Below are 25,891 nucleotides of genomic sequence, written 5' to 3'. Positions count from 1 at the left end.
GCCGTCGAGCGACCGTTCGAACCGGCGACTCGGCGACGGGCGTCCCGGAGCGGTCGAACGCGGCGGAGGAGAGGAGAGGAGAGGAGAGGAGAGGAGAGGAGAGGAGAGGAGGAACACGAACGCGACCCCTCGACCCGCCGTTGGTTCGCTGTCTGCTTCTAGATCATGCGCGTGCGCGCGATCAGCGCACCGTGGAATGTGGACGGTAGGCCGGCTACGGTACGCCGGCGATGCGGTTACGCGTAGAGGACGACCATCAGCGTGACCGCCGCGCCGAGCAGTAACGCGAGCCCGGCTAGCGGGACGCCGGTGACGTTCGCCTCCGAGAGCGCGAGGGCGAGCGCGACGGAGACGCAGCCGAAGGCGGCCGTCGCGCCCGAGTGCGCGAGTTCGACCGGCCACGTGCGCGCGTCCGTACCGAGCTGATCGCCGAGGTTGATCGCCCGCTCGCCGGCGTCCCAGGCGACCACTGCGGCGACGAGGCTACCGAGCAGCGAGAGCGTCGAAGCGCCGCCGACGGTCGCGCTGAAGACCGTCCCGACGACCACGAGCGCGAATCCGGCCGAGATCAGCCGGCGAGCCGCCCGTCGGCTGATCGGAACGAGGCCGAGCGCGAGCAGGGGAACGCCGAGGAGGCCGACGAGTTCGCCGCGCGCGGTGACGCCGTCGGTGAGCGCGACGCCGACGGCGACGGCGACGGCGGCGAGCGATGCGGCGAGGCCCGCGAGCGCGACGGGGAGGCCCGCGAGCCGCGAGCCGCGACGCCGGAGGGCCGCGCCCAGCGCCAGGACGGCGACGCCCGCGAACGAAGCGCCGACGGCGGCGAGCTGTTCCGCCTCGTCCGCGACGAGCGCCACCGCGAGGAGGGCGGCGAGCACCGCGATGCCGCCGCTCAGGCGTCGCGGACGGTGGACGACGCGGGTCACGGCCGCACCTCCCGGACGCGGGCGATCGACGCGCCGAGCGGTTCGTCGGGCGGCCAGTCGACGACGGGGATCCCCGCCTCGCGGAGCGAGTGGATCCGGTCGGCTCGCTCGACGCGGACGAGGCGACCGCCGACGGTCGCCTCCGAGGTGACGTCGGGGCTGACGACCGTGACGGCGCGTCCGGACGCCTCGATCGAGAGGGCGGCGGTCGCGGCGAACTCGTCGAGGAGCGGCGAGAGGAACACCACCTGCGTGTCCCTCCCGAGGCGCTTTCGGAGTTCGCGGAGCTGCCGCTCGTGGTCCGATCGCCCCTCGCCCCCCGGGTCGGGCGGTCGCGGCGAGAGCGCGGGGTGGGCGGCGAGCAGTTCGCGGGCCGCGAGTTCGTGCTCGCCGCCCGCGCCCGGGGCGAGCCAACAGGACTCCCGTCCGACGCCGGCGAGGCCGACGTAGGTGCGCGCGTCGACGAGCGCCGTCAGCAACTGCTCGACGCCGGCGAGACCGTAGGCGACGCCGTGCGGTTCGCCCTCGGCGCTCGCGCGGTAGGCGCACTCCCGGGCGTCGACGAGCAGGACGACCGAGGCGGCCCGCTCCTCGCGAAACTCGATCGTCGTGAGGTCGCCCGTGCGCGCGAGGCGCTTCCAGTCGACGCGGCTCATCGGATCGCCCCGGCGGTACTCGCGCGCGCGGTGAAACTCGATGCCGCTGCCGCCGTCGTCCGTCACGAGCCGGCCGACGTCGCGGCGCGACTGTCGGCGCAGGGGGACCTCCGGGACGGGGTCGGTGCAGACGACCACGGTGGGCGCGTCGGGTTCGGCGCGGACTTCGACCTCCGTACCGCCGCTCGCGTCGCGCAGGAACGCGGTCGCCGGTTCGAACCGGTGGCGACCGTACTCGGCACCGACGGCGTAGGAGAGGCGCGTCGAACGCCCGGGGAGGAGGACCGCGGCGCGACGGGGCGATCCCGACCGGACCGCGAGCGTCGCCGGGACGCCGTCGACGACGCGCACGTCGAACAGGGGCCAGCGGCCGGTGTTCGTCACGGTCACCTCGACGTCGACGCGCTCGCCGCGCCCCGGCGTCTCGTCGCTCAGCGTCCGCTCGATCCGCAGCGAGGGGCTCGGCGGACCGGTGAGACGGGGGAACGAGGCGTAGCCGACGCCGACGACGGCGAGGAGCAACGCCGCGGGCCGGGCGGTGAGGACGCCGACCGCGCCCGCGAACAGGGCGACGGCGACGACGCCGCGCCACCGGCCCGTTCGCCTGACGGCGACCGTCTCGACGGCGCTCATCGCTCGCCTCCCGAGACCGGGGCCGTCTCCGCCCCGGGACCGCGCTCGGAACGGGCGGCGATCGCCTCGGCGGCGGCCGCCGCCCCGTGCTGGGGCCACGACCGACCGCGCAGCGCGGCCCGAACGCGGACGCCGACGGGCGGACCGCGCCCCGAGAGGAACGCCGCGGCCGCGGCGTCGTCGGTCCACGCGCCCGAGTCGACGCGGTCGAGCGCAATCTCGCGCGAGCAGTTGTCGGTACGCGCCAGCGTGCGGGCGGCCGTCTCGCGGAGGCGGGCGCGGACGCGGTCGGGGGCGTCCGAGAACAGCGCCGCGCGACGGCCGAGACCGTCCTCGACCAACGCGTCGAACTCGGCACCCGGCGCGGGGACGCGCTCGACGAACTCGGGATCGGGGGGGCGGCCCTGCTCGACGCGTCCGAGCGCCCGGGCGGCGAGCACGGTGAGAAGCGCGAGGAGCGCGAGGCCGCCGAAGACGGCGATCAACTGGTAGTCGCTGCCGGCGGCGTCGACGGCCGCCTCCAGGGGGAGGACGTCGGCGAGCGGCGGCACCACCAGGACGGCGAGCGCGCCGGCGAAGACCAGCCCGCCGCAGGCGGCGACGGCGTATCGGGCGATTCGCGCGGCCCGCGAGCGGCGCGTCACGACGCGTCACCCCCACTCATCCGGCGGAGACTGTCGCGGGCGCGACGGACGTCCTCGTCGGTGATCGCCGCGCCGCCGTAGCGGATCCGCTCGTACGCCGTCCGGAGCGTCTCGACGGCGCTCGGATCGCAGCCGGCGTCGACGGCCGCGCGGGCGCACTCGGCTGTCGTCATCGTCCGCGCGTCCTCGACCCCCGCACGCTCGAGCATCGAGAGCCACGCCCGTTCGACCTCGTTCTCCGGGACTGCGACCGGCGCGTCGGTCCCCGCGTTCCCGTCGGCTCGCCCCCCTGGGAAGAGGGCGAGCAGGAGCGAGCGCAGTCGGTCCGCGTAGCGGCGGCCGAGCGCGAGCGCCACCAGCGCGACGAGCGCCGCGGTGGCGTACGACAGGAGCCGCTCCAGCAGGCGCAGGAGCCACGCCCACCACGGCGGCTCGGGCTCCTCGCTCCCGCCTCCGCTGTCGCCGCCGCCACCGCCGGACCGCGCCTGCTGCCGCCGTTCCTGCCGCTGCTCGTTTCGCTCCACCTCCTCCTTCACCTCGCGCGCCTGCTCCTGGCCCAGCGGGATCCGGTCGTAGTCGAGGTCGATCACCTCCTCCGGGTCGGAAGAGAGCGAGGAGTCGAGCGTCGTCGCCGAGACGCCGACCGCGACGACGCAGACGAGCGCGATGGCCGCGGAGACGAGGCGGTCGACGTTCGGCCGCTCCCGAGCCGGCACCGCTCGTTCCGATCCGTCACCTTCCTGATTCACGGTTGGATGTATACCACGGGTAGGAGACAGTCATAGTTAGTTAGCTGCTATCCGGCGAGGGGGCTACCGCGCGGACTCGCGTCGAGGGCGTCCGTGTGCGTTCGCGACGGTGTCTCGGACCGCACACGGACGAACGGTCCTCCGACGCGCACGGCTCTCTACCGGTCGAAAAACGCGATATCGGCGCGTCGTCGGGGGCGACGTCGACGCTAAGGTCGTTCGGCGGCGTCGGCCGGGGTGAGACTACCGTCGTTCGTCGTCACCAGGAGGCCGCGGTCGAGCGCGCGCTCGATCGCCCGGTTCACCGCGCCGACGTCCTGATCGCCGTCGTCGCACAGGACCGAGCGCACGTCGCGGGGCTCCATCGTGCCCGGTCGCGGTTCGGTCGCGTCCGAGGCGACCGTCCGGACCACCGTCTGTACGAGCTCGTCGAGGTCGTTGAGGTCGTCGTCCCCTCGTCCCATAGTCGGCGCGAGGGGATTGACGCGGTTAACTCTTGATCGCTAGTGCGGAACGGAGCGAGGAGAGGAGAGTCGGTCGATCGGACGGAGGGTTACTCGACGGTGACGCTCTTGGCGAGGTTGCGCGGCTTGTCGATCTCGCGGCCGAGGCCGTAGGCGGTGTGATAGGAGATGAGCTGGAGCTGGACGTTGGCCAGCAGGCCCGCGAGATCGGGGTGCGTGTCGGGAACCCTGAGGATCTCGTCGGCGACCTCGCCGACCTCCATCCCCTCGGGCGCGACGGCGACGACGGTCGCGCCGCGCGTCTTCGCCTCCTCCGCGTTCTTCCGCGTCTCGTCACCGCGCGCACCCGTGAGCAGGGCGAACAGCGTCGCGTCCTCGGTGACGAGCGCGAGCGGGCCGTGCTTCAACTCGCCGGAGGCGAAGCCCTCGGCGTGCTCGTAGGTGATCTCCTTGAACTTGAGCGCCCCCTCCAGCGCGACCGAGTACTCGAAGTCGCGACCGATGAAGAAGTACGACTGGCGGCCGATGTGCTGTCGGCTCACCGTCTCGGCGGCGGTAGCGGCGAGCAGTTCGTCGATGCGGTCCGGGAGGCGGGCGAGCTCGCGGAAGAACGCTGCGGCGTCCTCGCGGGGGGTCCCGCGCTCCGCACCCTGCGCGATGCGGTGCGTGAGCATCGCGAGCGTCGCGACCTGCGAGGTGAACGTCTTGGTGGCGGCGACGCCGATCTCCGGCCCCGCGCGGATGTAGAGCACGTCGTCCGCCTCGCGGGAGACGGTAGACCCCACGACGTTCGTCACGGCGAGCGTCCGGCCCCCGGCCGCCGCCGCGCGGCGGAGCGCGCTCAGGGTGTCGGCCGTCTCGCCGCTCTGCGTGACGGCGACGACCAGCGTCCGCTCGTCGACGGTCTGGAGGTCGAAGTACTCGCTCGCGCGGGTCGTCGAGGCGGGGATCCCCGCCCTGACGAGCTGGCGCTCCGCGCAGAGCGCGGCGTGGTACGAGGTGCCGCAGGCGACGAGGTGGACCTGGTCTACGTCCTCGAACGTTCCCTCGGGGAACGACTCTAGCGTGACCGTCCCGTCGTCGATGCGACCGCTGAGGGTGCCGCGGAGCGCCTCCGGCTGGGCGTAGATCTCCTTGAGCATGTAGTGCTCGAACCGCCCCTTACCGGTCTCCTCCGCGCTCCACTCGACGTGTTCGGGGTCGCGATCGACGGCCGCGCCCGTGCGGTCGCGGTGGTCGACGCCGTCGGGCGTGACGATCACCACCTCGCCGTCCTCGAGGTAGACGACCCGGTCGGTGAATTCGAGGAACGCGGGCACGTCGCTCGCGAGGTAGTACGCGTCGTCGGCCACCCCGAGCACGAGCGGGGAGTCCTGTCGGGTGGCGTACACTGCGTCGGTGCCCTCCGCCATCACCGCGAGCGCGTAGCTCCCCTCGAGTTCGTCGACGGCGCGCTCGAACGCCTCCTCCACGCTCGCGCCCCGGTCGACGTGGTACTCGATGAGCTGCGGGACGACCTCGGTGTCGGTGTCGCTCTCGAAGACGTACCCCGCGTCCATCAGGCGGCGTCGGAGCGTCTCGTGATTGTCGATGATGCCGTTGTGGACGACGCTGATCCGTCCGGACTGACTGGTGTGCGGGTGGGCGTTCTCGTCGGTCGGTGGGCCGTGGGTCGACCAGCGCGTGTGCCCGATGCCGACCGCTCCGGCCGGCACGGCGGCTGCGATGTCCTCCTTCAGTTCGCTGATCTTTCCCGATCGCTTCCGTACGGTGACGTCGCTTCCGTTCTGTACCGCGATGCCCGCGGAGTCGTACCCCCGGTATTCGAGGTTCTCGAGCCCCGTGAGGAGTTCGCCGACCGCGTCGTCCGATCCGATGCACGCGATGATTCCACACATGATTTGAATTAAGACCTGTTTTATCCGCTCGTGACGACCCACGCCGCGGGCCGAACCTCTTCGTTGGGCGTGATACTCGCGAACTACACATTATTATGGCCCTGATAACGACACGCCCGACGACGGTTCACGCCAGTTCAACCCGACCGGAGGAACCCGTCTCTGTCCGGCGATTTATCCACAACAGACCGGGATGAACGGTGGGTAAACAGTACATTACTTCGACAGGATACGAGAGGCGGGGGCAGTGCGGCGGTGCGGCGGTGCGGCGGGTTCGATCGCCACCGATATCGGTCTCGGTTCCGGTCTCGGTCACCGGCTGTCCCGTCCACGGACGGACGCGGCGTTCCGCGTCAGTCGAGGGAGCACCGGCGGCCGGGTGTGACGGACGGCCGCCGGACACAAGGGATGACGGGTACACGCGTGGAGCACGCCCGCGTTCGCGGGCGCGGTCGCTACGGTGCCGATCGCGGGTCCTGAATGTGCTTACCGTCGCGGAGATCCCTCGCGGTGAGGCAGCTCAAGCAGCCGTGGACTTCGTCGTGGTTGTCGCCGAAGACTCTGACGAACTGCTGCGTGACGAACGCTCCGCAGGCACTACATCGACGCTGTGAGTCGGCCGAATGCACACTATTGACCCAGTCCATTGCTCGACACCGATTGGTCAATGCGAAGGAGTGTGCTTTGCTATCCCCATCATAATGGCCGTTATGTCGCTCTTATCCCCGTCGGGGGCGTTTTCGGATCCCGAGTGCCGGGCGTCGGGATCGATCACCCCCGGGGAGACGCCTCGCCGGTCGGCGCGCGGATCGGGGGCGAGACCCGTCGCTCGGCGACTGATCGTCCACGAACGGAGGAGAGCGCCCCCTCGACTAGCGGTAGACGACGGCGAGGGTCGCCGCGGCGAAGAGAACCGTCACGAACGTCGCGAGCCAGAGCCCGGCGGCGGGGATGACGGTCGCCCACGCCGCGAGCGTCAGCACCACGGCCAGCACCGTTGCCACGCCGTGGTATCGAAGCACGAGCGCGGTGATCTCCTCGCCGACGTCCTCGTCCTCCTCGTTGACCTCGAGGTAGGGGAAGAGCTGTTCGGTGAGCGCCGTCCGCTCTACGAACCCCCGACTCTGGTCGTACTTGATGACGCCGACCTCGTCGAGTTTCGGGAGGTGGCACTGATAGAGGCCGACGTAGACGCGCTTGCGCTGGGCCGAGGAGAGCGCCGACACCTCCACGTCGTTCTCGAGGGCCGCGATGTGCTCGGCGATGTCCCGCATGTCGACCTGGCCCTCCTCCTCCCGGAGATACCGGAGGACCCGCCGTCGACGCTGGTTCTGCAGGAGATGGAAGAGGTCGTCCTTCGGAAGGGGACCCACTTCGCTCTCCGCCGTCCTGTTCTCCGCCGTCGCCATATCGTCACCAGTCGTGACTGCCGTTGCATCCATATCTAGGCCACCTTGACCTTCGTCGTTTTTGAAAGTCGGGTCGGTATTGAACCTATCACCCAAAGGGTTAGGTTCGACGCGATCGGCCGGTACCCACCGTCCACGGGACCGCTACCTCGAACTGCAGCGGGGAGGGCGGTCGGTGAGTTCCGACTTCCGGGCCGACGGCGCGTCCATCGGTCGTTCTCGCTCACACGCCGCTCGTTCGTAACCAACCGGGGACTGCGGCCAGCGAAACGTAGGTCTTGTGGTATGTCGTGAGGACCTGTCGTTTCGTCAGTCCGGTCGGTGTCCCGTCCGTCGTCCGCACGAACCCCACATCGCCCGCTCATCGTTCTGTTCGTGCGGTTGAACGCCCGAGCGGCGGGGTCACGGCGGCGACCCCGGAACGGCACTCGACGAGTCCCACGTCGACGAGTTCTGAAGGGCGAACGTGCCTGAGCGTACGTGCCATCCGCTCGACGACGTGCGCGCCCGCCGCCGATCGAGCGGCGAGGGCGTCGAGGTGCACGGCGTCGTCGCGTGCCAGAGTGTGTGCCGAAGTCCACCGTCGACGCCCGTCCGGAGGTGCGTCGACCGGGTCGGCCGCCGACGCGAACTCGAGGGCGGGGTCCATCGGTCCCCCCATCGTGCCCTCGGCGTCGGCGGGCCGACCGGCGTTCTCGGCTACGTGCTGCGCCATATCGTTCCCCCAAAGGAGCTAGGGGTTAAAAGACTACACGGCCAAATGTATTTACATAGACAACAATAAGTCAACGATCACAACCAGTACGACACACGGTATCATGGCGAAGGGGAGAGGAGAGGAGAGGAGAGGAGAGGAGAGGAGAGGAGAGGAGAGGAGAGGAGAGGAGAGGAGAGGAGAGGAGAGGAGAGGAGAGGAGAGGAGAGGAGAGGAGAGGAGAGGAGAGGAGAGGAGAGGAGAGGAGAGGAGAGGAGAGGAGAGGAGAGGAGAGGAGAGGAGAGGAGAGGGGGACACCAGGTTTCCGATGAATCCCGACGGGCGGGGGCGACGAGCGGGGACACCTCGTTTCCGGTGAATCGACCCGCGTTCGGGTGTCGGCGGTACCGAGATCGCCTCGGGCTCTCGGCGGGGAGCCCCGGGTGTGCGGTCCGTCGCCGGGGGTACGGGAGGCTACCGAGGGAAGGCTCGAACGGACACACCCCGCTTCCGGTGAAGTCGGGACAGGGGACGCCGCGATGTCCGTCCGCGCTCAGTCGATCGTGTCGGCGAGGACGCTGCGCACGACCTCCGGATCCTCGAGCAATCGGTGTTCGGTGTAGCTTCCCTCGGCGCTCCCGCCGCTGTAGCGCGACTGCTCGATGACGTCGAGGAAGGCGTGTTCCTTCAGGAGATCGCGCACGCGGCGGAGCGAGAGCGACTCGGAACCCTCCTGTCGACACACCTGCTGGTAGAGTTCGTAGATGCGGGTGGTGCGGAACGCCTCGTCGTCGGTGTGTTCGTTGAGCGAGAGCACCGTGAGCGCCTGGAGGACGTAGCGGGAGTGCGGCGTCGACCCGCGGATCAGCTCGCGGAAGCGATCGGTCTCGGCGCGCTGGCGGGCCTGCACGACGAACTCCTCCCGGACGGTGTTCGCGTCGGTCGACTGGGCGATCTCGCCGGCGTAACGGAGGATGTCGATGGCCTTGCGGGCGTCCCCGTGCTCGCGGGCGGCGAGGGCGGCCGCCCGCGGGATGACGGAGTCGTCGAGCACCCCCTCGCGGAAGGCGTCGCTGCGCGCCTGCATGATGTTACCCAGTTGTTGGGCGTCGTAGGGCGGAAAGACGAACTCGCGCTCACAGAGGCTCGACTTGACGCGCTCGTCCATCCGGTCCTTGTACTTGATCTTGTTACTGATCCCGATGACGCCCACCTTGCACTCGGTGAGCTTTCCCGCCTCGCCCGCGCGCGAGAGTTGCATCAGGATGTCGTCGTTGTCGAGCTTGTCGATCTCGTCCAGGATGACGAGCACGACGTCGTACCGCATGTCGAGGATCTTCCAGAGGCGCTTGTAGTAGGTCGCCGTGCTGATACCCTTATCCGGGATGTTGATGTCGGTCAGATCGGGGTCGTTCAGCGCGCTCGCGATGGTCTGGACCGCCTGGGTCTCCGTCGAGTCCTGCGCGCAGTCTACGTACGCGTACGCCGCCGTGATCCCCTCCTCCTCGGCCGTCTGGATGAGCCGGCCGGAGACGTACTTCGCACAGAGCGACTTGCCGGTGCCGGTCTTCCCGTAGATGAGCACGTTGCTCGGACTCTGGCCGAAGATGGCGGGGTTCACCGCGTTCGCGAGCTGGCCGATCTCCTCGTCCCGACCGACGATACGCCCCTCGTCGGGGAGATGGTTGATCTCGAGGAGTTCCTTGTTCACGAAGATCGGATCCTCGCGAATGAAGAGGTCGTCCGTGTCGGTCATTCGTTGGACACCACGTTCGTTGGACACCACGTTTCCGGTGAAACTGCTTGACTGTTTCCCATACAGTCCGGTGAAAGTGGAAAATCCCGTATTTGAATCGGAACCCGGGTAAAAGTTGACGAACGGATAGAAGTTGCGGAGAGTGTAGCGTGGGTCGACAGTCGAGACACACACACCACGTTTCCGGTGAAACGGGGTGCGAGAGGGGGTGGGGGTTGAGTTGAAGCGGAGGGCGGCTTTACCGGAAACGCGGTCGGTTGCGACAGCCGTTTCACGGGAGACACGGCAACTAACGCTATACGGTCTCTCGAGGCGATTCAAGGGGGAGTGATCGAAGGGGGAGTCGCTTACCTCGCGAGGAGTCCGATCGAGCGTACCGATGAGAAAGGTAACGGTTCGCGTGGAACGCTGGTCGGTGAGAGCGATAGATATCGCTCTTTTATTATTGTTAGCGAATAAGCTAATGGACTATTCGCTTCTATACTACATAAAGAATTTGGTGCGAGGGCGAGTGTGCAGCGTCAGTAGCTTCCTGTCTCCTGCCCGCTTTCCCGTCTTGCCCCGTTTTACTCTAGCTCCGACACGTGGAATCAACGCTCGGCGGCGAAGATCGGGCAACGTTCACCGCTTCCCGTCCCGCAGGGGGGCCCTCGCATCCCGTTTCACCGGAAACGTGGTGTGTGTGTCTCGGTCGATTCGGCGTCGTCCAGGGTCCGGTTCCCGTGGATCATGTGGAACCCGGATCCATCGAGGGCACCGTCGGTTTCACCGGAAATTCGGTGTCTTTCCAGTCACCTGGAGACGAGGCGAGGGATATACGGAGAACATACCGCGGGTGTCCCGAGGGTATGTAGGGTACGGAGAGAACACGGTATTGTACCCCCTGCGCGTATCAACGGGGGCGGGGACACCAGATTTCCGATGAACCGGTGTCATCTTTCCGTCGGATCCGTTTTTGCCCCTTGATTTATTCCCCTGATTCCCTCTCCTGATCCCCTCCCGCGTTCGCCCCTTTCGTTTGCTCCCCCGTTCGTTCCTCTGTTTCGCTCCGCAGTTTTCTCTCACTCCGTCTGCCGCTTGCCCCGTCTGTTTCACCGGAAACGCGGTGTCTGATCTAACCGTAGAGAGGCGCTCTCGACGTATTTCACCGGAAGTCCGGTGTTCCACGACCGTCTCTCGTCCGGGGTATCGCGATCGTTCGAGGCGCGTACGACGGACAGCCCGGCACCTTCCGGACTACAGATCCCGCAGGAGCGAGTCGACGGTTCGCGCGTCCGCCGAGTCGAGCGCCTCGAAACCGTGTTTCACGACGAGGGGGAAGAAGTGACGGTTCTTCTCGAATTCCTCGTCGAACTCGTACTCGTACGCCACCTTGAGCGTCCCGTAGATCCGGTCGAGCTCGCGCTTCTGCGACTCCGGGAGATACATGTACGTCCCGACCCGTTCGGTCTTGACGCTCGATCGGGCGGCGCTTTCGTCGTCGCTCCGGTCATCCCTCCTCTCGTCCGCATCGCTACTCCGATGGTCCCGGCCAGCGTCGCCCTCACCGTCCCTATCAGCGTTCTCCCCCCCGACGTCTCCGGCGTTCCTCCCGACGTCAGTCCTCCCGTCCGTGTCGTCACTCGTACTGCTACTTTCCTTCCCCCTGTCGGCTTCGCGAACCTCGTGAGACCTCTGGCTTTCCGGCCACTCCCGACGTCCCCGCTCGCCGTAGGCGTCCACGGTTCCCCGCTCGGAGCGAGAGGCTCCTTCGGGCCGCATCGCTCGCCGGTCCTCGCCCGCGGGACTGGGTTCCTGCGCCTCGCTCGCTCGAACGGGTCCGGACCTCTCAGACGGTTTCGCCCCCTCTGACGGCTCGGACCCTTCTGGCGGTTCGGATGGTTTGGACGATTTGGACGCGTCGGCTAGTTCGGATGGGTCGGACGGGTCGGATCCCGACGACTCTGTCGTCCCTGACGATTCGGCGTCGGCGCGCTCGGCCCGTCGCCGTGCTCGATCTCGGCGATTTCGCAACCGGTCGGCACGACTCTCTCCGTCGCTCATCCCATCGCCTCCGCGCCGCTCCGCAGCGGCGGCATGTCGAACTGCTCGTCCAGGCTCGCCGCGATGGCGAGGAACTCGTCCGTCATGTCTACGTCGTGCTCGTACTCGAATAGCGAGACGCCCGCGCTGAACGCGCGTTGGAGCGCGACGCGCTTCCTGATCTCCCAGATCGGTACGTCCGGAAACGCGTCCCCGAACCACGCGAGCATCTCCCTCGCCTCGTTGGTCGTCTCGACGCGGTTCGCGACCACGCCCCGCTCGCGGACGGTGATGTCGTAGTCGAGTTCGAGCGCCTCGATGTGGTCGAAGAGCAACTCGAGCGCGCGCTTGCTCGTCGACTCGGCGAGCGCCGGGATCAGCACGTTCTGCGTCGCGTGGAGCGCGTTGTCGGTGAGGTAGCCGAGGTGTGGCGGGCAGTCGACGATGACGTACTCGTACTCGTCCTCTACGTGTTCGAGCGCGAGCGCGAGCTGCTCTCCCCCGCGCCGCGAGAGCGTCAACTCCGGCTCCGCGGCGGTCATGTCGATGTTGCTGGGAATGACGTCCATCGCGGGGTGTTCGCGGACGAGGTCACCGATCGCGTCGCGCGTTTCCGGGTCGGTCAGCACGTCGAACAGGCTCGGCGGCTCGGCGTCGTACGCCTCCCGGAATCCGAGCCCCTCGCTCGCGTTCCCCTGCGGATCGAGATCGACGAACAGCACGTCGCGCCCGCGGGCGTTGAGCGCCCCGGCGACGTTGATCGCGACGGTCGTCTTCCCGACGCCACCCTTCTGGTTCGACACCGCCAGCTTCGCCGGCATCAGCGCCCCTCCGACGACCGTGCGGCCGTCCGCGACTCGACGGGTTGTCCTGTGACGATCATAGCTTCCTGTTCGGACCGCCGACCTTAATCGTATGTCAGACACGAGTCGGACGGACGAACCGTCACTTCCATCAAATCCATACGAACTGTCTCGCTCGTCCAAACTATACAAACTGAGGAGTACGCGCGATTCGTCGGTGAGTACGTGACCACACTAGCGGAGAGCCGCACCAACGGCTCTCCGCTCCCCGTCGATGTCGCAGGTACCTCCTGTCCGATCCCTCCGGCCTATCTCGTTCTCCTGAGTGCCCCGCCCAACCGGCATAGACCACATCGGCTGTACCATTCGCACAGTTTCTACCGTTTGCAGTTTGTACCGTTTGCATCATCCATACAGATGATACAGTCAGTACGGTCGTACGGTTCGTACGGTCGTACGGTTAGTATTGTTTGCACATATCGTACGGTTCGGATAACCAGTGCCGTTCGCGGGGACGTGCCGGTCCCGCCGGAGAGCACGATCCGGCGGGCGGGATGATTCGGCCGATCCCGACGACCCGACTTCGTCGACCGCCCGGGGTCGACCCGTACCGGGTCGCTCGCCTACGCTATCTCGTCGAGGTGGGCGTCGATGCGTTTCGTCCGCTCCTCGGCGTCGATGTGCTGGTAGGCCTCGCGGGTCGTCGAGAGCGATTTGTGTCGCGCCAGGTCCTGTGCGTCCCCCCGATCGCGTCGGTAGATGTCCTCCAGCATCCCGCGACGGGCACCGTGCAGCTGGAGGTACTCGACGCCCTCGTCGGGAACGTCGATGTTCGCGCCGGCGGTCAACCGCCGCATGACCGATCGGGCCCCCTCGGTCGTGAGCGCCGGCGGTGTGACGTCGTGCCTCCTGAGTACGGCGTCGACGTCGTCGGCCTCGTCCAGGATCGCCGCGGCGTCATCGCCCAACGCGTCGCGGACGGCTCGATACTTGCTCGGCGCGTGATCCGTCGGGAAGACCGGCCACTCCTCCGACGGCGGTCGCTGGACGGCCCGTAACCGTTCGAGTCCCTGGGCCGCCTCCCGCGGGAGCAGCGCGGATTCGCGGCGCTGGTCCTTTCCGAGCACCCGCATCGTCCCGGCGTCGAGGTCGACGTTCCGCCAGCGTAGTCCCTGCCGTCCGGGACGATTGTCCTTCGGGTGGCGGAGGACCTCAGCACCCCTGACGGCGGCGTACGCGAGCACGCGGACGAGCGCCCGGTCGCGCACCTCCGCGACCGCACTGAACCCCGCGTCGTCGACGGCCCGCGCCGCTCGCTCGTCGGCGAACCGCACCAGGCGACGGCGCTGGTCGCGCGACCAGAACTGCTGATCGGTTCGATCTCCCCCCGAATCGTCCGGTAGCTCCTCCCGCGCGCGTTCGGTGAGCGCCGGATTCAGCGGTAGCGCGCCGTCGCGGACGGCGTAGGAGAGGCACCCCGAGACGTACGCGAAGTAGGTACGCGCCGTCGAGGCGGCGATTCCGTCCTCGCCGCGAGTCCGCCGCGCCAGATGCATCGCGTACCGCCGCATCACTCGCCCCCCGTCGTCCGCAAGGTCGTCCATCGCGTACCCGCGCGCGTGCATCCACCGCCGCCAGCGCCGGAGTTCGGAGGCGGCGCTGGCGCGATAGGTACCGGTCGGGGTGCCGTCATCGCGAGCGCCGCGGCTCTTCGAGTCGAGGTACCGCTCGATGAGCGCCCCGAGTTCGTCCGCCGTTCCGCGCTCGGGGCTCTCGCGCTCGGAAGCTTCGCGCTCGGACGCCTCTTCCGAACGCGCCTGCTCGTCGGGGGACGACATTCGTCGTCGACCGACGGCTCGATCCCCCATATATTCACCTGGTCGTACTGGACTACAACCAAGTAGATCGGCCTATCGGAAAACGGGGACGAGAGGGCGCGGAGACGCGCTCTCCCCGACATTCGCCTTTTATATATCATATTTCGCTATACTCAAGAAGGGTGGGGGCGAGGGAGATCCTACAGGCGGAGACTTCCGGCCTCGCACCTCGTGGCTAGCTGTTCGATATCGAATACGGTGGCGTCGTAGATGTCGTGGTCGTCAGTGGGGACTTACTCGAGCAATCGGCAGCTATTCGACGCCTCCTTCGCCCGCATCGATAGCCAACTTCGTCCGTTTCATGCGCACCCTCGGTTCAGGGGATTCGAGTACCCAATGGAGCGCGTCGGGATGGGGGATACGGTCTTTATCCCGACAGAAAGCGTCCTAGACGCCGATCGAACGGATGAAGACTCAATACTATACTGCCACGAGCATCGACGGGTATCTCGCCGATGAGGATAGCTCCCTCGACTGGCTCTTCCAATTCGGAGAGATCGAGGGGATCGAGGGCGTGAACGACGATTACTCCCGGTTCGTAGAGCAGGTCGGTGCCCTGGCCATGGGTTCGACCACCTATGAGTGGATCGTCGAGCACGAAAACCTACTGGAGCACCCGGAAAAGTGGTCGTACGAGGCTCCAACGTGGGTGTTCAGCACTCGGGAATTACCGGCAGTCGAGGGTGCGGACATTCACTTCGTGCAGGGGGACGTCGCGCCCGTCCACGCGGACATGGTGAAGGCCACGGAGGGCAAGAACGTCTGGCTCGTCGGTGGTGGTGACCTCGTGGGACAATTTTACGATCAGGGCCTCCTAGACGAGGTTATTCTCAGCGTTGCTCCAGTCACGCTCGCCTCAGGTGCCCCGCTCCTGCCACGCAGGATTACCAGCCCGCCCCTGAAATTAACTAACGTGGAACAACGGGGAGATGTTTTTGCGGTCCTGATCTACGAGGTGCAACGATCCACCGAGAGCTAACCGATGAAACTCCTCGTTTTCACTCCCTAGTAACAAACGGCGGTACCGTCACAGCCTTCTCAGTGAGTTTTGCCGCAGACGTCCCTGGCAGATCGATGTCTCACGACCGACCGATTGGATGCTCCACGGAACGGTTCGGTCTCCTCCGGCATCCAACTGCGCGTATCCAGCTCTTCTCAGGAACGTGAGTGACGTCGTCCTAGTGTTGCTATTCATAGCAACGTTTGCTATGTTGTGGTTCGTAACAACATACGATGGTAGAGGACGGCGCGGCGCCGTTGTTGATCAGGCGTCGTGAAACCTTCGGCGAGACGTTCGCCGACGTCCGTGTGTGGTCCGTCCCTGCGTCTGAGCGGTCAACCCTGACGGGGTGAAATACGGGATGCAGTACGGCTACAAGGACGCCGATACCGCGACTGAGGTCGCGAACGACGACGGCACGGTAATCCGATACGACAAGTTCCCCGATCACCCCGGCGCACCACCACAACCACCTGCCTGATGGGACGGTCGAGCCGGTCAAGTTCACTGGCGTCCGGCCGCTCTATCAGCGCTTCAAACGAGAGGTGATCGACGACTATGACGAATCCTGGGACTAACACAGACCCCGACACTGACGCCGAGGCGACGCCCGACTCCACCGCCGACAGCTCCGACAGCGACCGCGTGATGTACATCCGCTATCGTGAGGGGGACGAGGAGGGACTGCTCGACGCACTCGAGGCGGTCGACCGCGGTGAGACGCCTGACCCACATCTCGAGTGCGTGTATCACGACATCGAGGACGTCCATCGGGTCACTCGGCCGAAGACGCTCGAACTGCTGCAGGTGCTCGTCGCCGACCAACCGGAGAGCATCCGCGAGACGGCCCGGTTAGTCGACCGTGATGTCCGACAGGTCCATCGCAACCTCAAGGAGCTCGAAGCGCTCGGCCTGATCGACTTCGAGCAAGCAGGCCGGTCGAAGCGGCCGACCGTCTGGTACGACCGGATCGAAGTCGACCTGCCGCTGAACCGCCCCGAGTGGCAGCCTGCTCGCGATCGAGCGGGCGTGTAACGCATTCGATGACACCACTCTCTACCCCAACCTGTCGTCCCCAGTGCGACGACGAGATCCGTCTCATCGTCAGCGGTCGAGAGCAAATCGAGAGAGGTGGATGGAACAACATCCAATTCGAACTGGCGCTCGTCGGTAGTTGTTCCGCGTCTCAGGTCCCACGTATAGAGCGGTTAGAGTTTGAGGACCGCCAGCTACCGGACCCATGGCAGGCGTCCGATGACGCCCGATCTCGAACCGGGCATGAATCGAGTGGGAATCAGGCGTGAATCAGACACGAATTGACCTGAATCGACCGCGGCGACCGCCCCGCCGATGGGACACGTCGCGCACCCCCGGTCCAGAACACAGGGGATTACTGTCCGCGCGCCCTACGACCGGGTATGAGCCGATCCGATACGGAGCGGGCGACGTTCGCCGGCGGCTGTTTCTGGTGCGTCGAGGCCCCGCTCCAGGAACTCACCGGAGTGCGCGCGGTGACCTCCGGCTACGCGGGCGGCGAGACCGAGAACCCGACCTACGAGGAGGTCTGCTCGGGGACGACCGGCCACGCCGAGGTCGTCCAGGTCGAGTACGACCCGAGCGCGGTGAGCTACGAGGAGCTGCTGGAGGTCCTCTTCACGGTCCACGACCCGACCCAGCTCAACCGCCAGGGACCGGATGTCGGCACGCAGTACCGTTCGGCGATCTTCTACCACGACGACGAGCAGCGCGAGAGCGCAGAGGCGTTCGTCGAGGAGCTCGAGGCCGCGGGGATCTACGACGACCCCGTCGTGACGGAGATCGAACCGCTCGAGGAGTTCTACGAGGCGGAGGACTACCACCAGGACTACTACGCCAAGAACCCGAACGACTCCTACTGTACCTTCCACGCCGAACCGAAGATCAAGAAGGTGCGAGAGAAGTTCGCCACGAAGACACGCTAGCAGGCCCTCGCGTTCTTCGGTACGGCGATTTCGCCCGGCGGAGGCGCGCTCGCGGTGTCCGTCGATCGGACGCCCGGTGGCAACGTTCGCGTTCAAAAGGGATAGGAACGCCGCTACGCGTCTGTCGTCACCGTCTCCACTATTATCACCTCGCGGAATTTTCCGAGATACATAGCATTCGTCGGTACATCTTACGAATACGGATGAGTACTGTCCGCTCTCCGGCCTCGAATCTAGAAATACTTCGATTGAGTACTATTATAAATAATCATATCTAATTGGATGAGATTCGAACTTGCGTAAAATGACCGAAACTGATAACGGAAATGATGTGGATGGCCAACGGACCTCGTTTCCTTCCGCTAAGCGACGTGAGTTCCTTCGGACAGCCACGGGCGTTACTGGGTTGAGCATATTCGGGACCGCGGGGGTTACGTCCGGGGAAACCGGGGAGCCCGGCCGGTTGAGCGACGATCCCTTTACGCTCGGTGTCGCCTCCGGCGACCCGCTGCCCGACGCAGTGGTGATCTGGACCCGTCTCGCTCCAGAACCGCTAGAGGGCGATGGTGGCATGCCCGACCGCCAGATGCCGGTCAACTGGAAGGTCGCGACCGACGAGCACATGCGCGACGTGATTGCGGACGATGCGGCGATCGCCCGCCCGGAGCACGCCCACTCGGTCCACGTGGACGTGCGGGGACTGGAGCCCAACACGGAGTACTATTACCAGTTCCGGGTCGGGTCCTCGACCAGCCCGGTCGGCAGGACCAAAACGGCCCCGGCGGCCGACGCGGACGTCGACGAATTCCGCTTCGCCTTCGCTTCTTGTCAAAACTATCAGTCGGGATATTACACCTCGCATCGCCATCTCGCCGAGGAGGACCTCGACGTGGCCTTCCACCTCGGCGACTACATCTACGAAGGCGGCGCACAGGGATCGCTCGGCCGTGGCCACGAGCCGCCGCGAGAGATCCGGAGTCTCGATGATTACCGGATCCGCTATGCGCAGTACAAGTCGGACCCGGATCTCCAGGCCGCACACGCTGCGTTTCCCTGGATCGTCACCTGGGACGATCACGAGGTGGCCAACAATTACGCAGACGAGATAGACGAGGGGACGCCCCCCGAGGAGTTCCTGAAGCGGCGAGCGAGTGCGTACCAGGCCTACTGGGAACACCAGCCACTGCGCCGCTCCCGGATGCCCGACGGTCCGGATCTACCGCTGTACCGCCGCTTCGCCTTCGGCGACGTGGCCGAGTTCAACGTATTAGACACGAGACAGTATCGCGACGATCAAACCTCCTCCTCCGAGGAGGCCAGCGCCCCCGAACGAACGATCCTCGGCGACGAGCAGGAGCAGTGGCTGTTGGACGGATTGGGCGACTCCGGCGCGCGCTGGAACGTCCTCGTAAATCAGGTCCCCTTCGCGGCGACGGATGACGATCCGGATCCGGACGAAGTGGACTTCGGCGGTGGTGACAAATGGGACGGCTATCGGGCCGACCGAGAGACCCTCCTGGAGTTCATGACCGGACGCTCGGGGTTGAATCCGGTCGTGGTTACTGGTGACGTCCATCGAAACTTCGTGTACAATCTCAAGTCCGACTTTTCGGACCCCGACTCCGAGACGGTGGGAACCGAATATGTGGGATCTTCGATATCATCGGGTGGGGACACGAGCGGAACGACGACGTACGGAAGCGGTGTCAACACTCCCTGGCGGAAGTTCTTCAACAACGATCGAGGGTACGTGCGGTGTACGCTCACCGCCGAGGAGTGGCGGGCCGATTATCGGGTCGTCTCGACCGTCGAAGAGCCGAACGCGTCGGTTAGTACTGTCGCCTCGTTCCTCACGGAGGCCGGAACCCCCGGGGCGAAACAGACGACCGCTAGCATCGACTTCCAGGCACCCGATTCGTACGATTCATCCGATGAATCGTCGGAACCGTTCGAGATCACGGCTACGTTTACCAATCCAGGGGGTGTCGACGCAGCGGACGTCACTATGGAACGCGTCGACCTGAACGTGACGGGGCTCCCCGACGGCTGGTCGATCGTGGCCAATACTGCAACGCAGTTCGAGACGGTCTCGAACGGCGAGTCGGTGACCGCTAGCTGGGACGTCACCCCTGACTCGACCGCCGACGGTGACGTCGAACTCGAACTAGAGGTGACGTACGAGATTGACGGCGAACGCCATCGACACGTGTTCACGGAGGAGATGAGCGAAATCCTGCTCGCCTACTGGAAGTTCGAGAACAGCAACGAGGACAGTTCGAGCTACGAACACGCCTTTTCGCTCGGGAACGGTGCCGGGTACGACGATCAGGTGGCCGTCGAAGGGCAGTACTCCCTCCGGTTGGACGGTTCGGACGATTATATCCTCATCTCCAGTAGCGGATTCCTCCACGACGCGTTCACCGAGCGGACGGTGTCGATGTGGGTGAACCCTGATTCGACGACGGGAACGCAGGGGCTCTACAACGAAGGAGGGAGCGTGGACGGCCTGGGACTCCGTATCAGGGACGATACATTGGAGGCCGGGGCGATAAACGACAGGGTGCTTAGAACCGTCGGAAGCCCCTTCACTCGGACGGACTGGACGCACGTCGCGGTCGTGTTCGATAGCGGCGCGCTCACCCTCTACGTGGACGGGAACGAGGTGGCGTCGGAGGCGGACGTCGGCTTCGACACCGTCACACACCACGGCGACGAAGGTGAAATAGGCCGCTCCGGTGGGAGTTCCTCCCAGGACGTGTGGGATTCGACAGGTAATTACTTCGGCGGGCACGTCGACGCCACGTCGATCTACAGCCGTGCCCTCTCGGCAGATGACGTAGCGGCGTTATCGAACGAGTTCTGAGACCTCCCTCCCTCCCGACGACTTCCCGTTCGGAATGAACCGCGAACGATCCGGACGATCCGAGGTCGAGGACGGCGCTACGCGGCGAGCGCCCGCTCTCTGACGTTCTATGCAGAGACGTCGTCGGTCGACGGGCGGAGGGGTCGGAGCGTTCCCTCGATCGTCTGCCGTCGGTGACGGCTGTCGGCGTCATACGCGTGACGTCCCGAAGGCCGGATCGGCACGTCCTCGTCGAATACACCGCTCCGCGAAGGTCTACGAACGATTCGAATCGTCAGCCACGACGGGGGTCGCCGGCTATCGGCGACGGGCAAGCGTGAGCGCGACTGTCGCCACGAGCGCGAACAGAACGCCGATCGGACCGAAACCAGGCCCCTGGGCGTCCGTCGTCCGGTTGTCACCGTCTCCGTCGCTCCCCGTACTATCCGAGCCGTCGCTGCCGTCGCTGTCCTCGGACAGCGTGATCTCGCGCTGGGAGAAGTGGTCGACCGCGACGAGTACGTCCGTACTCGCTCGGGCGCTCGACTGCTGGCGAACGAGGAACTTCGAGGCGTCACCGTTGTCGATGGCGCTTTCGAGCTCGCTGTACGAGGACGCCTCGACGGCAGCCTCCCCGTCGACAGTCACCCGCAGGTCCTCCACGGAACCGATCGCCCGTTCCGAGACGGACGTGATGACGATCTTCCCCCGGCTCTGGGATCGTTCGGCGGTCATCGTCACCGTCCCCGCGGTCTTCTGGGTCACCTCGACGGTGGTGTCCTCACTGTATCGAACGACGTCGGCTACGAACTCACTCCCCTCCTCGCTCTTCTGCATCACGTGCACCTCGGCTGCGGCCTTGCCCTCGGAGATGAGCTGTTCTTCCCGCCTGTCGTCGTCGTCGCGTCCGTCGGGGTACGATCGGAAGACGAGTGCCCCATCGCCTTCGACGCTCGCGGATACGTTCCCCCGGTCGTTCACCGTCACCTCGCCGTCACCGACGACGACGAAGGTCCCCGTGGTGCCGTCTTCGGTCGTGACGACGACCCGCTTATCGCTCTCGCGGTCCGTCTGCGTGGAACTGGAGACGTTGACGGTGACGTACTGGGACTCGCCGCCGGAGCGAACGACGAGAATACCCCGGGAGTTGTCGTGCGCCCGCATCGACGCGCCGCTCTCGGCGGTGACCGTCGCACTGACCTCGGTCCGCGAATCGAGTGACACCGCCGCGCCTGAGAGTTGCGTCACTGCCGAGAGACCGATCCCGGCACGGACGTCACCCCGGCGCTCGGCAGTACTCCGTGACTGCACCGTTATCGACTGGAGAACCGTTTCGCCGTTGACCGTGTAATCGACGATCGCGTCACCGCTCGTCTCGAACTCCACGTGTGTGCCGGCATACACCTCTCCCTGCCCGGTCGAGGCCGTGGCAGCCCCGGCCGGGACGGTACCGCTGACGATCAGGAGGAGGGCCAGCAGTGTGCTGGTCAGTACATTCATGCAATTATGAACGTATCCCGGCGGAGTATATTCTTTCTGGCCCCGTCTGACGGCTGGCAGCCAGCGGTATCGAAGGCAGTCACGTCGCGGCGTCACCCGGACGACGCCGTGGGCCCGTCCCGTTAACCATCGCCGTATTATCCAAAATTTTATATCCGATATCGTGATTGTATCACATAGAGACTGGTACGCGTCTGCCGCCATCCCAGAGCCGCGCTATGACAGAACAAACGACGATCCTCGCTCCGATCCGATACCCGCTTACCGCCCAGAGCGCCCGAACCCTGGCGGTTGCCGGCCGCCTCGCACACGACCTCGCCCCAGCGGACCTCAGGGTCCTTCACGTCAACCTCTACCAGGTTGGGAACGATACGCAAACGGCGGAACTGACGCGGGCGATTTCGTCGACGCTCGATGGCGTCGAGGCGTCGGTGACCACCCGTCGTGGGTTTCTCGTCGAGGAGGTGATCCTCGACGAGGCCATCCAGATCGGCGCGGACATCGTCGTGGTCGGTGCGAATCAGCAAGCCACTTGGCGACAATTCCTGAGTCGCCTGCTCCGAAACGACCCTAACGTCAGTTCGTTTCTCCGCGAACACGTGCCCGACTGGATCGAAGTGATGGAGGTCGACACGGTCGCCGAGACGCCCACCGCCGAACCGGTGTAATGCCCGCTCGTGTGTCCCTCGCGGGGGAGCCTCGAGTGACGCTGCCGTGTCGCCCGTCCGGATACGCCCTCCGGTCGAAACAGGGGCCGACTGTCCGGATCAGCCCCGCGCTGTGCCCCCTGCGCCGACTCTCGGCAACCGACCGTCGTCGCCTGAATCGTTACAATATCTCCGTGCGCCGCTCTCAACCGAACGGTGTCACTGGATCGCGCGTTCGCACGATGCGCCGCGGGAGTCCGGTGAGTGGTGTTTCCTGATCGAGAGCGATCCGGTTTCGGACGGAGACGACGTTCGAAGTCGGTGTCGGCGAGCCCCCGACGTAGGCCAGTGTCCTCGCCGTAGCCACTGTCACCGCGCTGGCGCTCGCCGTCGTTACCCTGACGGTGATTCGCCCGACGCCGGAGGGGATCGACGTATCCGGCGTGCGGGGACCGCCGTCGTCGCCGGCGCGATATAACTCCGCACGCCGCGCCTCCCGCGTCGACATAAGCGACTCATAACAATGCCCCGCGGACCGATGGGTAGCCATTGATGCACTGCGTGCGCGAGCACCGGCGGGTACCGTCTTCAGCCCTCGTCGCCCGCCGGGACCGATGAGTATCCCGTCGTCCCCTCGCAGGCGGCCGTGGCCGTTGTTGCCGTCGTCGCGCCGGACCGTCCGATCCGTCGTCGACGGGGCGGGCGTCCCGTATCGCTTCTGCTCCAGCAGCAAGATCGCCCTCCGCAACGCGCTGGTGGCGCTCGGCTGCCCCGGGACGAACGTCCTCCTGCCGTCGTACCTCCCGCCGGGCGTCGTCGAGCCGTTCCACGAACTGGACGTCGAACCGCGCTTCTATCGCGTCGCGGACGACCTCTCGGCCGACGTGGCGGACGCCGAGGCCCGCCTCGACGACGAGACGTCGGCGATCGTGGTCGTCCACTACTTCGGGTTCCCCCAGCCGCGCCTGGACGAGATCCGCGCGCTCGCCGACCGCCACGACCTCGCCGTCATCGACAACAACTCCCACTCGACGCTCAGCCGACGCGACGGTCGCCTCCTGGGAACGTTCGGCGACGTGGGGTTCACCAGCCTCCACAAGACGCTCCCCGTTCCGGACGGGGCGGTACTGTACTTCAACGGCCCGTGCGTCGACCCGACCGAACGGCTGCCGCTGACCGGCGTTCGCGACCGCTACACGTGCGACGATTACCGCTACTGCGCCGGGGCCGCCGCCTCGTCGGCCGGATCGGTCGGGGAGGCCGCACTCGAACTCCTGGACTGCCTCCGTAACGGGGACAACAAGCCGTACGTCCCGCCCTCCGACGACCCCCTGGGGGAGTACCAGCGATCGAAGGTCCGCATGTCGAAACTCTCGTCGACGGCGCTGACGCGCATCGATCCCGTCGCGGTGACGGTGAACCGACGCGCGGCGTTCGCCAGGTGGCACCATCACCTGTCGGATGACGACCGCTTCGCCCCGGTCTTCGAGCACCTCCCGCCCGGCGTCTGCCCGTGGTTCTATCCGGTCGTCGCCGACGATCCCGCGTCGCTCGTCGAGTCGCTCGCGGGCGCGGTGAGCGCCTTCGCGTGGCCGACGCTCCCGTCGGGCGTCAGGGGGGATCCCGACTACCGGGCCGAGAACGAACGCTCGCGGCGACTGGTGCTCCTCCCGGCCCATCAGGATATGACTCCCCGGGACGTCGATCACCTCGCCGCGCGCGTCCGCTGATCACACCCACACCACCATGTCGATGAACATCTCGAGGTCGAGCATCAAGCTGTTCGGCGCCCAGATCGCGACGAACGCCGTCTCGTTCGTCGCGGTGGCGTTCTTCGCGCGCGAACTCGGCAGCGAGCAGATGGGGATCTTCTTCCTGTTTCAGGCGGCGTCGAGCGTCCTCGTCATGGCCTCTGACATGGGGCTCGCCACGGCGATGGAAAAGCGCATCAGCGGCGGCCAGGACGCGGGCAGCGTCGTCTCCTCGGCCGCGGCGCTCATGCTCGGGCTGCTCTCGTTCGTCGCCTTCGGAATCGTGCTCTTTCGCGGGCCGCTCAACGCCTACATCGGGGCGGACCTCGCGCTGTGGCTGATCGTCGCTATCGCGCTGACGCAGGTCAAGCGGCTGGTGATGGCGTGGCTCCGCGGGGACCTCCGGGTCGGGGACACCGCGGACGTTCAGTTCCTGAGTTCGGTCATCCAGATGGGCACCTCGACGGTGCTCATCCTGCTCGGCGTCGACGTGATGGCGCTCATCTTCGGCGTCCTCCTCGGCTCGGCGCTCAGTTCGGCCTGGGCCATCGTCCGCGACCGGCCGCCCGTCGGCAAGCCGAACCCGAGAGACGCCGTCTCGCTGTTTCACTACGCGAAGTACAACCTCATCCCGAGCGTCGGCATCGAGGTCCACAACTGGATGGACGTGCTCGTCATTGGGCTGTTCCTCACGCAGTCGGCCGTGGGCGCGTACGAGATCGCCTGGCGCGTCTCGGGCGTGACCACGCTGCTCGCGGCGGCCATCGGGATGTCGGTCCTCCCGCAGACGAGCGCGTGGGACGCCCAGTCGGAGACCGGTCGGATCGAGCGGCTCGTCTCGTCGAGCGTCGTCCCGTCGCTGTTTCTCATCATCCCGTCGGTGTTCGGCGCGGCGCTGCTGTCGCACGAGATCATGGGCGTGGTCTTCGGCGAGGACTTCTCGGTCGCCGCGCTCGCGCTCGTCGTGCTGGTCGCGGGCAAGATCCCCGAGGCGATCCAGGTCCTCGTCGGGAAGTGCCTGCTCGGGCTCGACAAGCCGAACCTCGTCGCACGGGCCACCGTCGTCGCCCTCGTGCTCAACCTCGTGCTGAACGTCACGCTCGTCACGCAGTTCGGGCTCCTCGGGGCGGCGTTCGCGACGACCCTCTCGTTCACGGTGGGGATGCTCCTCCGGGTGCGCTACCTGACCGAGTTCATCGCCTTCAGGTTGCCCTACTTGAAGCTCGCGTGGTGCGTGCTCGCGTCGCTGGTCATGTCGGGCGTCATCGTCGCCGTTCGGGCGCAACTCCCCGTCACGACCGTCCCGCGCCTGCTGGTCGTGGTGACCGTCGGCGCGGTCGTCTACGGCGCGGTCGTCATGCTCTACCCGCCGCTCCGGTCGCTCCTGCTCGGGTACGTCTCGAACCTCATCCCCCGCCCCGCGGCGTGACGTCGAGCGGGACGGGACCGCCGACGCCGGCGAACGCAGTTCGATGCACTGGTTCTCTCGTCCACCGTCGCCCCGACTCGGCCCGCCCATCCCGCCATCGACCGACGCACCTCGCACGCCTCGCATCCGCGGAAGGGGCAATAACAGCTCCGCGTGGTCTCTTACCCGTCACCCCGTCCGGCTGCATTGCCCCAGCCGTCCACCGCGATCACGTCGCTAACGTCGGAAAC

General features: G+C 66.4%; 22 protein-coding genes. 8 read left to right on the top strand and 14 right to left on the bottom strand.

The genetic code is table 11. The features are described from left to right. Positions 1 to 236: 236 nt before the first annotated feature. The 9 genes from P1K31_RS21145 to P1K31_RS21110 form a co-directional block, all read right to left on the bottom strand. The gene (locus P1K31_RS21145) at positions 237 to 926 is read right to left on the bottom strand and encodes a DUF7519 family protein (RefSeq protein WP_276306755.1); all 690 of its coding nucleotides are present in this window, start codon (positions 924 to 926) and stop codon (positions 237 to 239) included. Beyond that, entirely contained in the window at positions 923 to 2,215 is a 1,293-nt protein-coding gene (locus tag P1K31_RS21140) for a DUF58 domain-containing protein (protein WP_276306754.1), read from the bottom strand. Before P1K31_RS21140 ends, P1K31_RS21145 begins: the two co-directional genes overlap by 4 nt. Next, positions 2,212 to 2,859, bottom strand: coding sequence for a DUF7269 family protein (locus tag P1K31_RS21135; RefSeq protein WP_276306753.1), 648 nt, complete (start codon positions 2,857 to 2,859; stop codon positions 2,212 to 2,214). The genes P1K31_RS21140 and P1K31_RS21135 overlap by 4 nt, the downstream gene beginning before the upstream one ends. Next, positions 2,856 to 3,608 (bottom strand): DUF4129 domain-containing protein, encoded by a 753-nt coding sequence (locus P1K31_RS21130; RefSeq protein WP_276306842.1) that lies wholly within the window; start codon positions 3,606 to 3,608, stop codon positions 2,856 to 2,858. The genes P1K31_RS21135 and P1K31_RS21130 overlap by 4 nt, the downstream gene beginning before the upstream one ends. Positions 3,609 to 3,817: 209 nt before the next feature. Beyond that, positions 3,818 to 4,072 carry a hypothetical protein gene (locus tag P1K31_RS21125; RefSeq protein WP_276306841.1) on the bottom strand — a complete coding sequence of 85 codons (255 nt, stop codon included), beginning with the start codon at positions 4,070 to 4,072 and terminating at the stop codon, positions 3,818 to 3,820. A gap of 89 nt (positions 4,073 to 4,161) precedes the next feature. Beyond that, positions 4,162 to 5,970, bottom strand: a complete 1,809-nt coding sequence (gene glmS, locus P1K31_RS21120; protein WP_276306840.1) for a glutamine--fructose-6-phosphate transaminase (isomerizing) — start codon at positions 5,968 to 5,970, stop codon at positions 4,162 to 4,164. Between the two features lie 455 nt (positions 5,971 to 6,425). Continuing rightward, on the bottom strand, positions 6,426 to 6,617 hold the full coding sequence (locus P1K31_RS22190; protein WP_438268332.1) for a DUF7563 family protein: 192 nt from the start codon (positions 6,615 to 6,617) through the stop codon (positions 6,426 to 6,428). A gap of 225 nt (positions 6,618 to 6,842) precedes the next feature. Beyond that, positions 6,843 to 7,412, bottom strand: a complete 570-nt coding sequence (locus P1K31_RS21115) for a DUF7344 domain-containing protein (RefSeq protein ID WP_276306839.1) — start codon at positions 7,410 to 7,412, stop codon at positions 6,843 to 6,845. 328 nt (positions 7,413 to 7,740) lie between these two features. Beyond that, a complete protein-coding gene (locus P1K31_RS21110) occupies positions 7,741 to 8,094 on the bottom strand; it encodes a hypothetical protein (RefSeq protein WP_276306838.1) in 354 nt (117 codons plus the stop codon). A 103-nt stretch (positions 8,095 to 8,197) separates the two neighbouring features. On the opposite strand from P1K31_RS21110, the gene P1K31_RS21105 reads away from it, so the two are divergent. Further along, a complete protein-coding gene (locus P1K31_RS21105; RefSeq protein ID WP_276306837.1) occupies positions 8,198 to 8,452 on the top strand; it encodes a hypothetical protein in 255 nt (84 codons plus the stop codon). A gap of 174 nt (positions 8,453 to 8,626) precedes the next feature. On the opposite strand, the gene P1K31_RS21100 is transcribed toward P1K31_RS21105, so the two are convergent. The 4 genes from P1K31_RS21100 to P1K31_RS21085 all read right to left on the bottom strand — a co-directional run bounded on the left by P1K31_RS21100 (position 8,627) and on the right by P1K31_RS21085 (position 14,492). After that, positions 8,627 to 9,829, bottom strand: coding sequence for a Cdc6/Cdc18 family protein (locus tag P1K31_RS21100; RefSeq protein ID WP_276306836.1), 1,203 nt, complete (start codon positions 9,827 to 9,829; stop codon positions 8,627 to 8,629). Positions 9,830 to 11,065: 1,236 nt separating this feature from the next. Continuing rightward, entirely contained in the window at positions 11,066 to 11,551 is a 486-nt protein-coding gene (locus P1K31_RS21095) for a DUF8160 family protein (protein WP_276306835.1), read from the bottom strand. 317 nt (positions 11,552 to 11,868) lie between these two features. Further along, entirely contained in the window at positions 11,869 to 12,672 is an 804-nt protein-coding gene (locus P1K31_RS21090; RefSeq protein ID WP_276306834.1) for a ParA family protein, read from the bottom strand. A 605-nt stretch (positions 12,673 to 13,277) separates the two neighbouring features. Further along, positions 13,278 to 14,492 (bottom strand): tyrosine-type recombinase/integrase, encoded by a 1,215-nt coding sequence (locus tag P1K31_RS21085; protein ID WP_276306833.1) that lies wholly within the window; start codon positions 14,490 to 14,492, stop codon positions 13,278 to 13,280. A 445-nt stretch (positions 14,493 to 14,937) separates the two neighbouring features. On the opposite strand from P1K31_RS21085, the gene P1K31_RS21080 reads away from it, so the two are divergent. The 4 genes from P1K31_RS21080 (at position 14,938) to P1K31_RS21065 (ending at position 20,355) form a co-directional block, all read left to right on the top strand. Then, on the top strand, positions 14,938 to 15,510 hold the full coding sequence (locus tag P1K31_RS21080) for a dihydrofolate reductase family protein (RefSeq protein WP_276306832.1): 573 nt from the start codon (positions 14,938 to 14,940) through the stop codon (positions 15,508 to 15,510). Positions 15,511 to 16,179: 669 nt separating this feature from the next. Further along, on the top strand, positions 16,180 to 16,566 hold the full coding sequence (locus tag P1K31_RS21075) for an HVO_A0114 family putative DNA-binding protein (protein ID WP_379794871.1): 387 nt from the start codon (positions 16,180 to 16,182) through the stop codon (positions 16,564 to 16,566). 383 nt (positions 16,567 to 16,949) lie between these two features. Further along, a complete protein-coding gene (msrA, locus tag P1K31_RS21070) occupies positions 16,950 to 17,492 on the top strand; it encodes a peptide-methionine (S)-S-oxide reductase MsrA (RefSeq protein ID WP_276306830.1) in 543 nt (180 codons plus the stop codon). A gap of 304 nt (positions 17,493 to 17,796) precedes the next feature. Beyond that, positions 17,797 to 20,355 (top strand): alkaline phosphatase D family protein, encoded by a 2,559-nt coding sequence (locus P1K31_RS21065; RefSeq protein WP_276306829.1) that lies wholly within the window; start codon positions 17,797 to 17,799, stop codon positions 20,353 to 20,355. Between the two features lie 297 nt (positions 20,356 to 20,652). Here P1K31_RS21065 and P1K31_RS21060 read toward each other — a convergent pair whose 3' ends face one another. Beyond that, positions 20,653 to 22,038, bottom strand: a complete 1,386-nt coding sequence (locus P1K31_RS21060; RefSeq protein WP_276306828.1) for a hypothetical protein — start codon at positions 22,036 to 22,038, stop codon at positions 20,653 to 20,655. A 14-nt stretch (positions 22,039 to 22,052) separates the two neighbouring features. On the opposite strand from P1K31_RS21060, the gene P1K31_RS21055 reads away from it, so the two are divergent. The 3 genes from P1K31_RS21055 (at position 22,053) to P1K31_RS21045 (ending at position 25,661) form a co-directional block, all read left to right on the top strand. Further along, positions 22,053 to 22,502, top strand: a complete 450-nt coding sequence (locus P1K31_RS21055; protein ID WP_276306827.1) for a universal stress protein — start codon at positions 22,053 to 22,055, stop codon at positions 22,500 to 22,502. A gap of 593 nt (positions 22,503 to 23,095) precedes the next feature. Then, positions 23,096 to 24,211 (top strand): DegT/DnrJ/EryC1/StrS family aminotransferase, encoded by a 1,116-nt coding sequence (locus P1K31_RS21050; RefSeq protein ID WP_276306826.1) that lies wholly within the window; start codon positions 23,096 to 23,098, stop codon positions 24,209 to 24,211. A 22-nt stretch (positions 24,212 to 24,233) separates the two neighbouring features. After that, positions 24,234 to 25,661: an oligosaccharide flippase family protein gene (locus P1K31_RS21045; protein ID WP_276306825.1), complete on the top strand. Its 1,428-nt coding sequence runs from the start codon at positions 24,234 to 24,236 to the stop codon at positions 25,659 to 25,661. The last annotated feature ends 230 nt before the right edge of the window (positions 25,662 to 25,891 follow it).

This window comes from Halomarina halobia (assembly GCF_029338575.1).
GTDB lineage: Archaea > Halobacteriota > Halobacteria > Halobacteriales > Haloarculaceae > Halomarina > Halomarina halobia.
Note: the sequence above shows the minus strand (reverse complement) of the source record. Positions and strands in the feature narration are given on the sequence as shown.

Coding starts and splice junctions, on each gene's coding strand:
- P1K31_RS21050 (WP_276306826.1), top strand. CDS start 23,096: ATGAGTATCCCGTCGTCCCCTCGCAGGCGGCCGTGGCCGTTGTTGCCG.
- P1K31_RS21110 (WP_276306838.1), bottom strand. CDS start 8,094: ATGGCGCAGCACGTAGCCGAGAACGCCGGTCGGCCCGCCGACGCCGAG.
- P1K31_RS21100 (WP_276306836.1), bottom strand. CDS start 9,829: ATGACCGACACGGACGACCTCTTCATTCGCGAGGATCCGATCTTCGTG.
- P1K31_RS21090 (WP_276306834.1), bottom strand. CDS start 12,672: ATGCCGGCGAAGCTGGCGGTGTCGAACCAGAAGGGTGGCGTCGGGAAG.
- P1K31_RS21115 (WP_276306839.1), bottom strand. CDS start 7,412: ATGGATGCAACGGCAGTCACGACTGGTGACGATATGGCGACGGCGGAG.
- glmS (WP_276306840.1), bottom strand. CDS start 5,970: ATGTGTGGAATCATCGCGTGCATCGGATCGGACGACGCGGTCGGCGAA.
- P1K31_RS21080 (WP_276306832.1), top strand. CDS start 14,938: ATGAAGACTCAATACTATACTGCCACGAGCATCGACGGGTATCTCGCC.
- P1K31_RS21140 (WP_276306754.1), bottom strand. CDS start 2,215: ATGAGCGCCGTCGAGACGGTCGCCGTCAGGCGAACGGGCCGGTGGCGC.
- P1K31_RS21085 (WP_276306833.1), bottom strand. CDS start 14,492: ATGTCGTCCCCCGACGAGCAGGCGCGTTCGGAAGAGGCGTCCGAGCGC.
- P1K31_RS21055 (WP_276306827.1), top strand. CDS start 22,053: ATGACAGAACAAACGACGATCCTCGCTCCGATCCGATACCCGCTTACC.
- P1K31_RS21075 (WP_379794871.1), top strand. CDS start 16,180: ATGTACATCCGCTATCGTGAGGGGGACGAGGAGGGACTGCTCGACGCA.
- P1K31_RS22190 (WP_438268332.1), bottom strand. CDS start 6,617: ATGGACTGGGTCAATAGTGTGCATTCGGCCGACTCACAGCGTCGATGT.
- P1K31_RS21125 (WP_276306841.1), bottom strand. CDS start 4,072: ATGGGACGAGGGGACGACGACCTCAACGACCTCGACGAGCTCGTACAG.
- P1K31_RS21045 (WP_276306825.1), top strand. CDS start 24,234: ATGAACATCTCGAGGTCGAGCATCAAGCTGTTCGGCGCCCAGATCGCG.
- P1K31_RS21065 (WP_276306829.1), top strand. CDS start 17,797: ATGACCGAAACTGATAACGGAAATGATGTGGATGGCCAACGGACCTCG.
- P1K31_RS21060 (WP_276306828.1), bottom strand. CDS start 22,038: ATGGCGGCAGACGCGTACCAGTCTCTATGTGATACAATCACGATATCG.
- P1K31_RS21105 (WP_276306837.1), top strand. CDS start 8,198: ATGGCGAAGGGGAGAGGAGAGGAGAGGAGAGGAGAGGAGAGGAGAGGA.
- msrA (WP_276306830.1), top strand. CDS start 16,950: ATGAGCCGATCCGATACGGAGCGGGCGACGTTCGCCGGCGGCTGTTTC.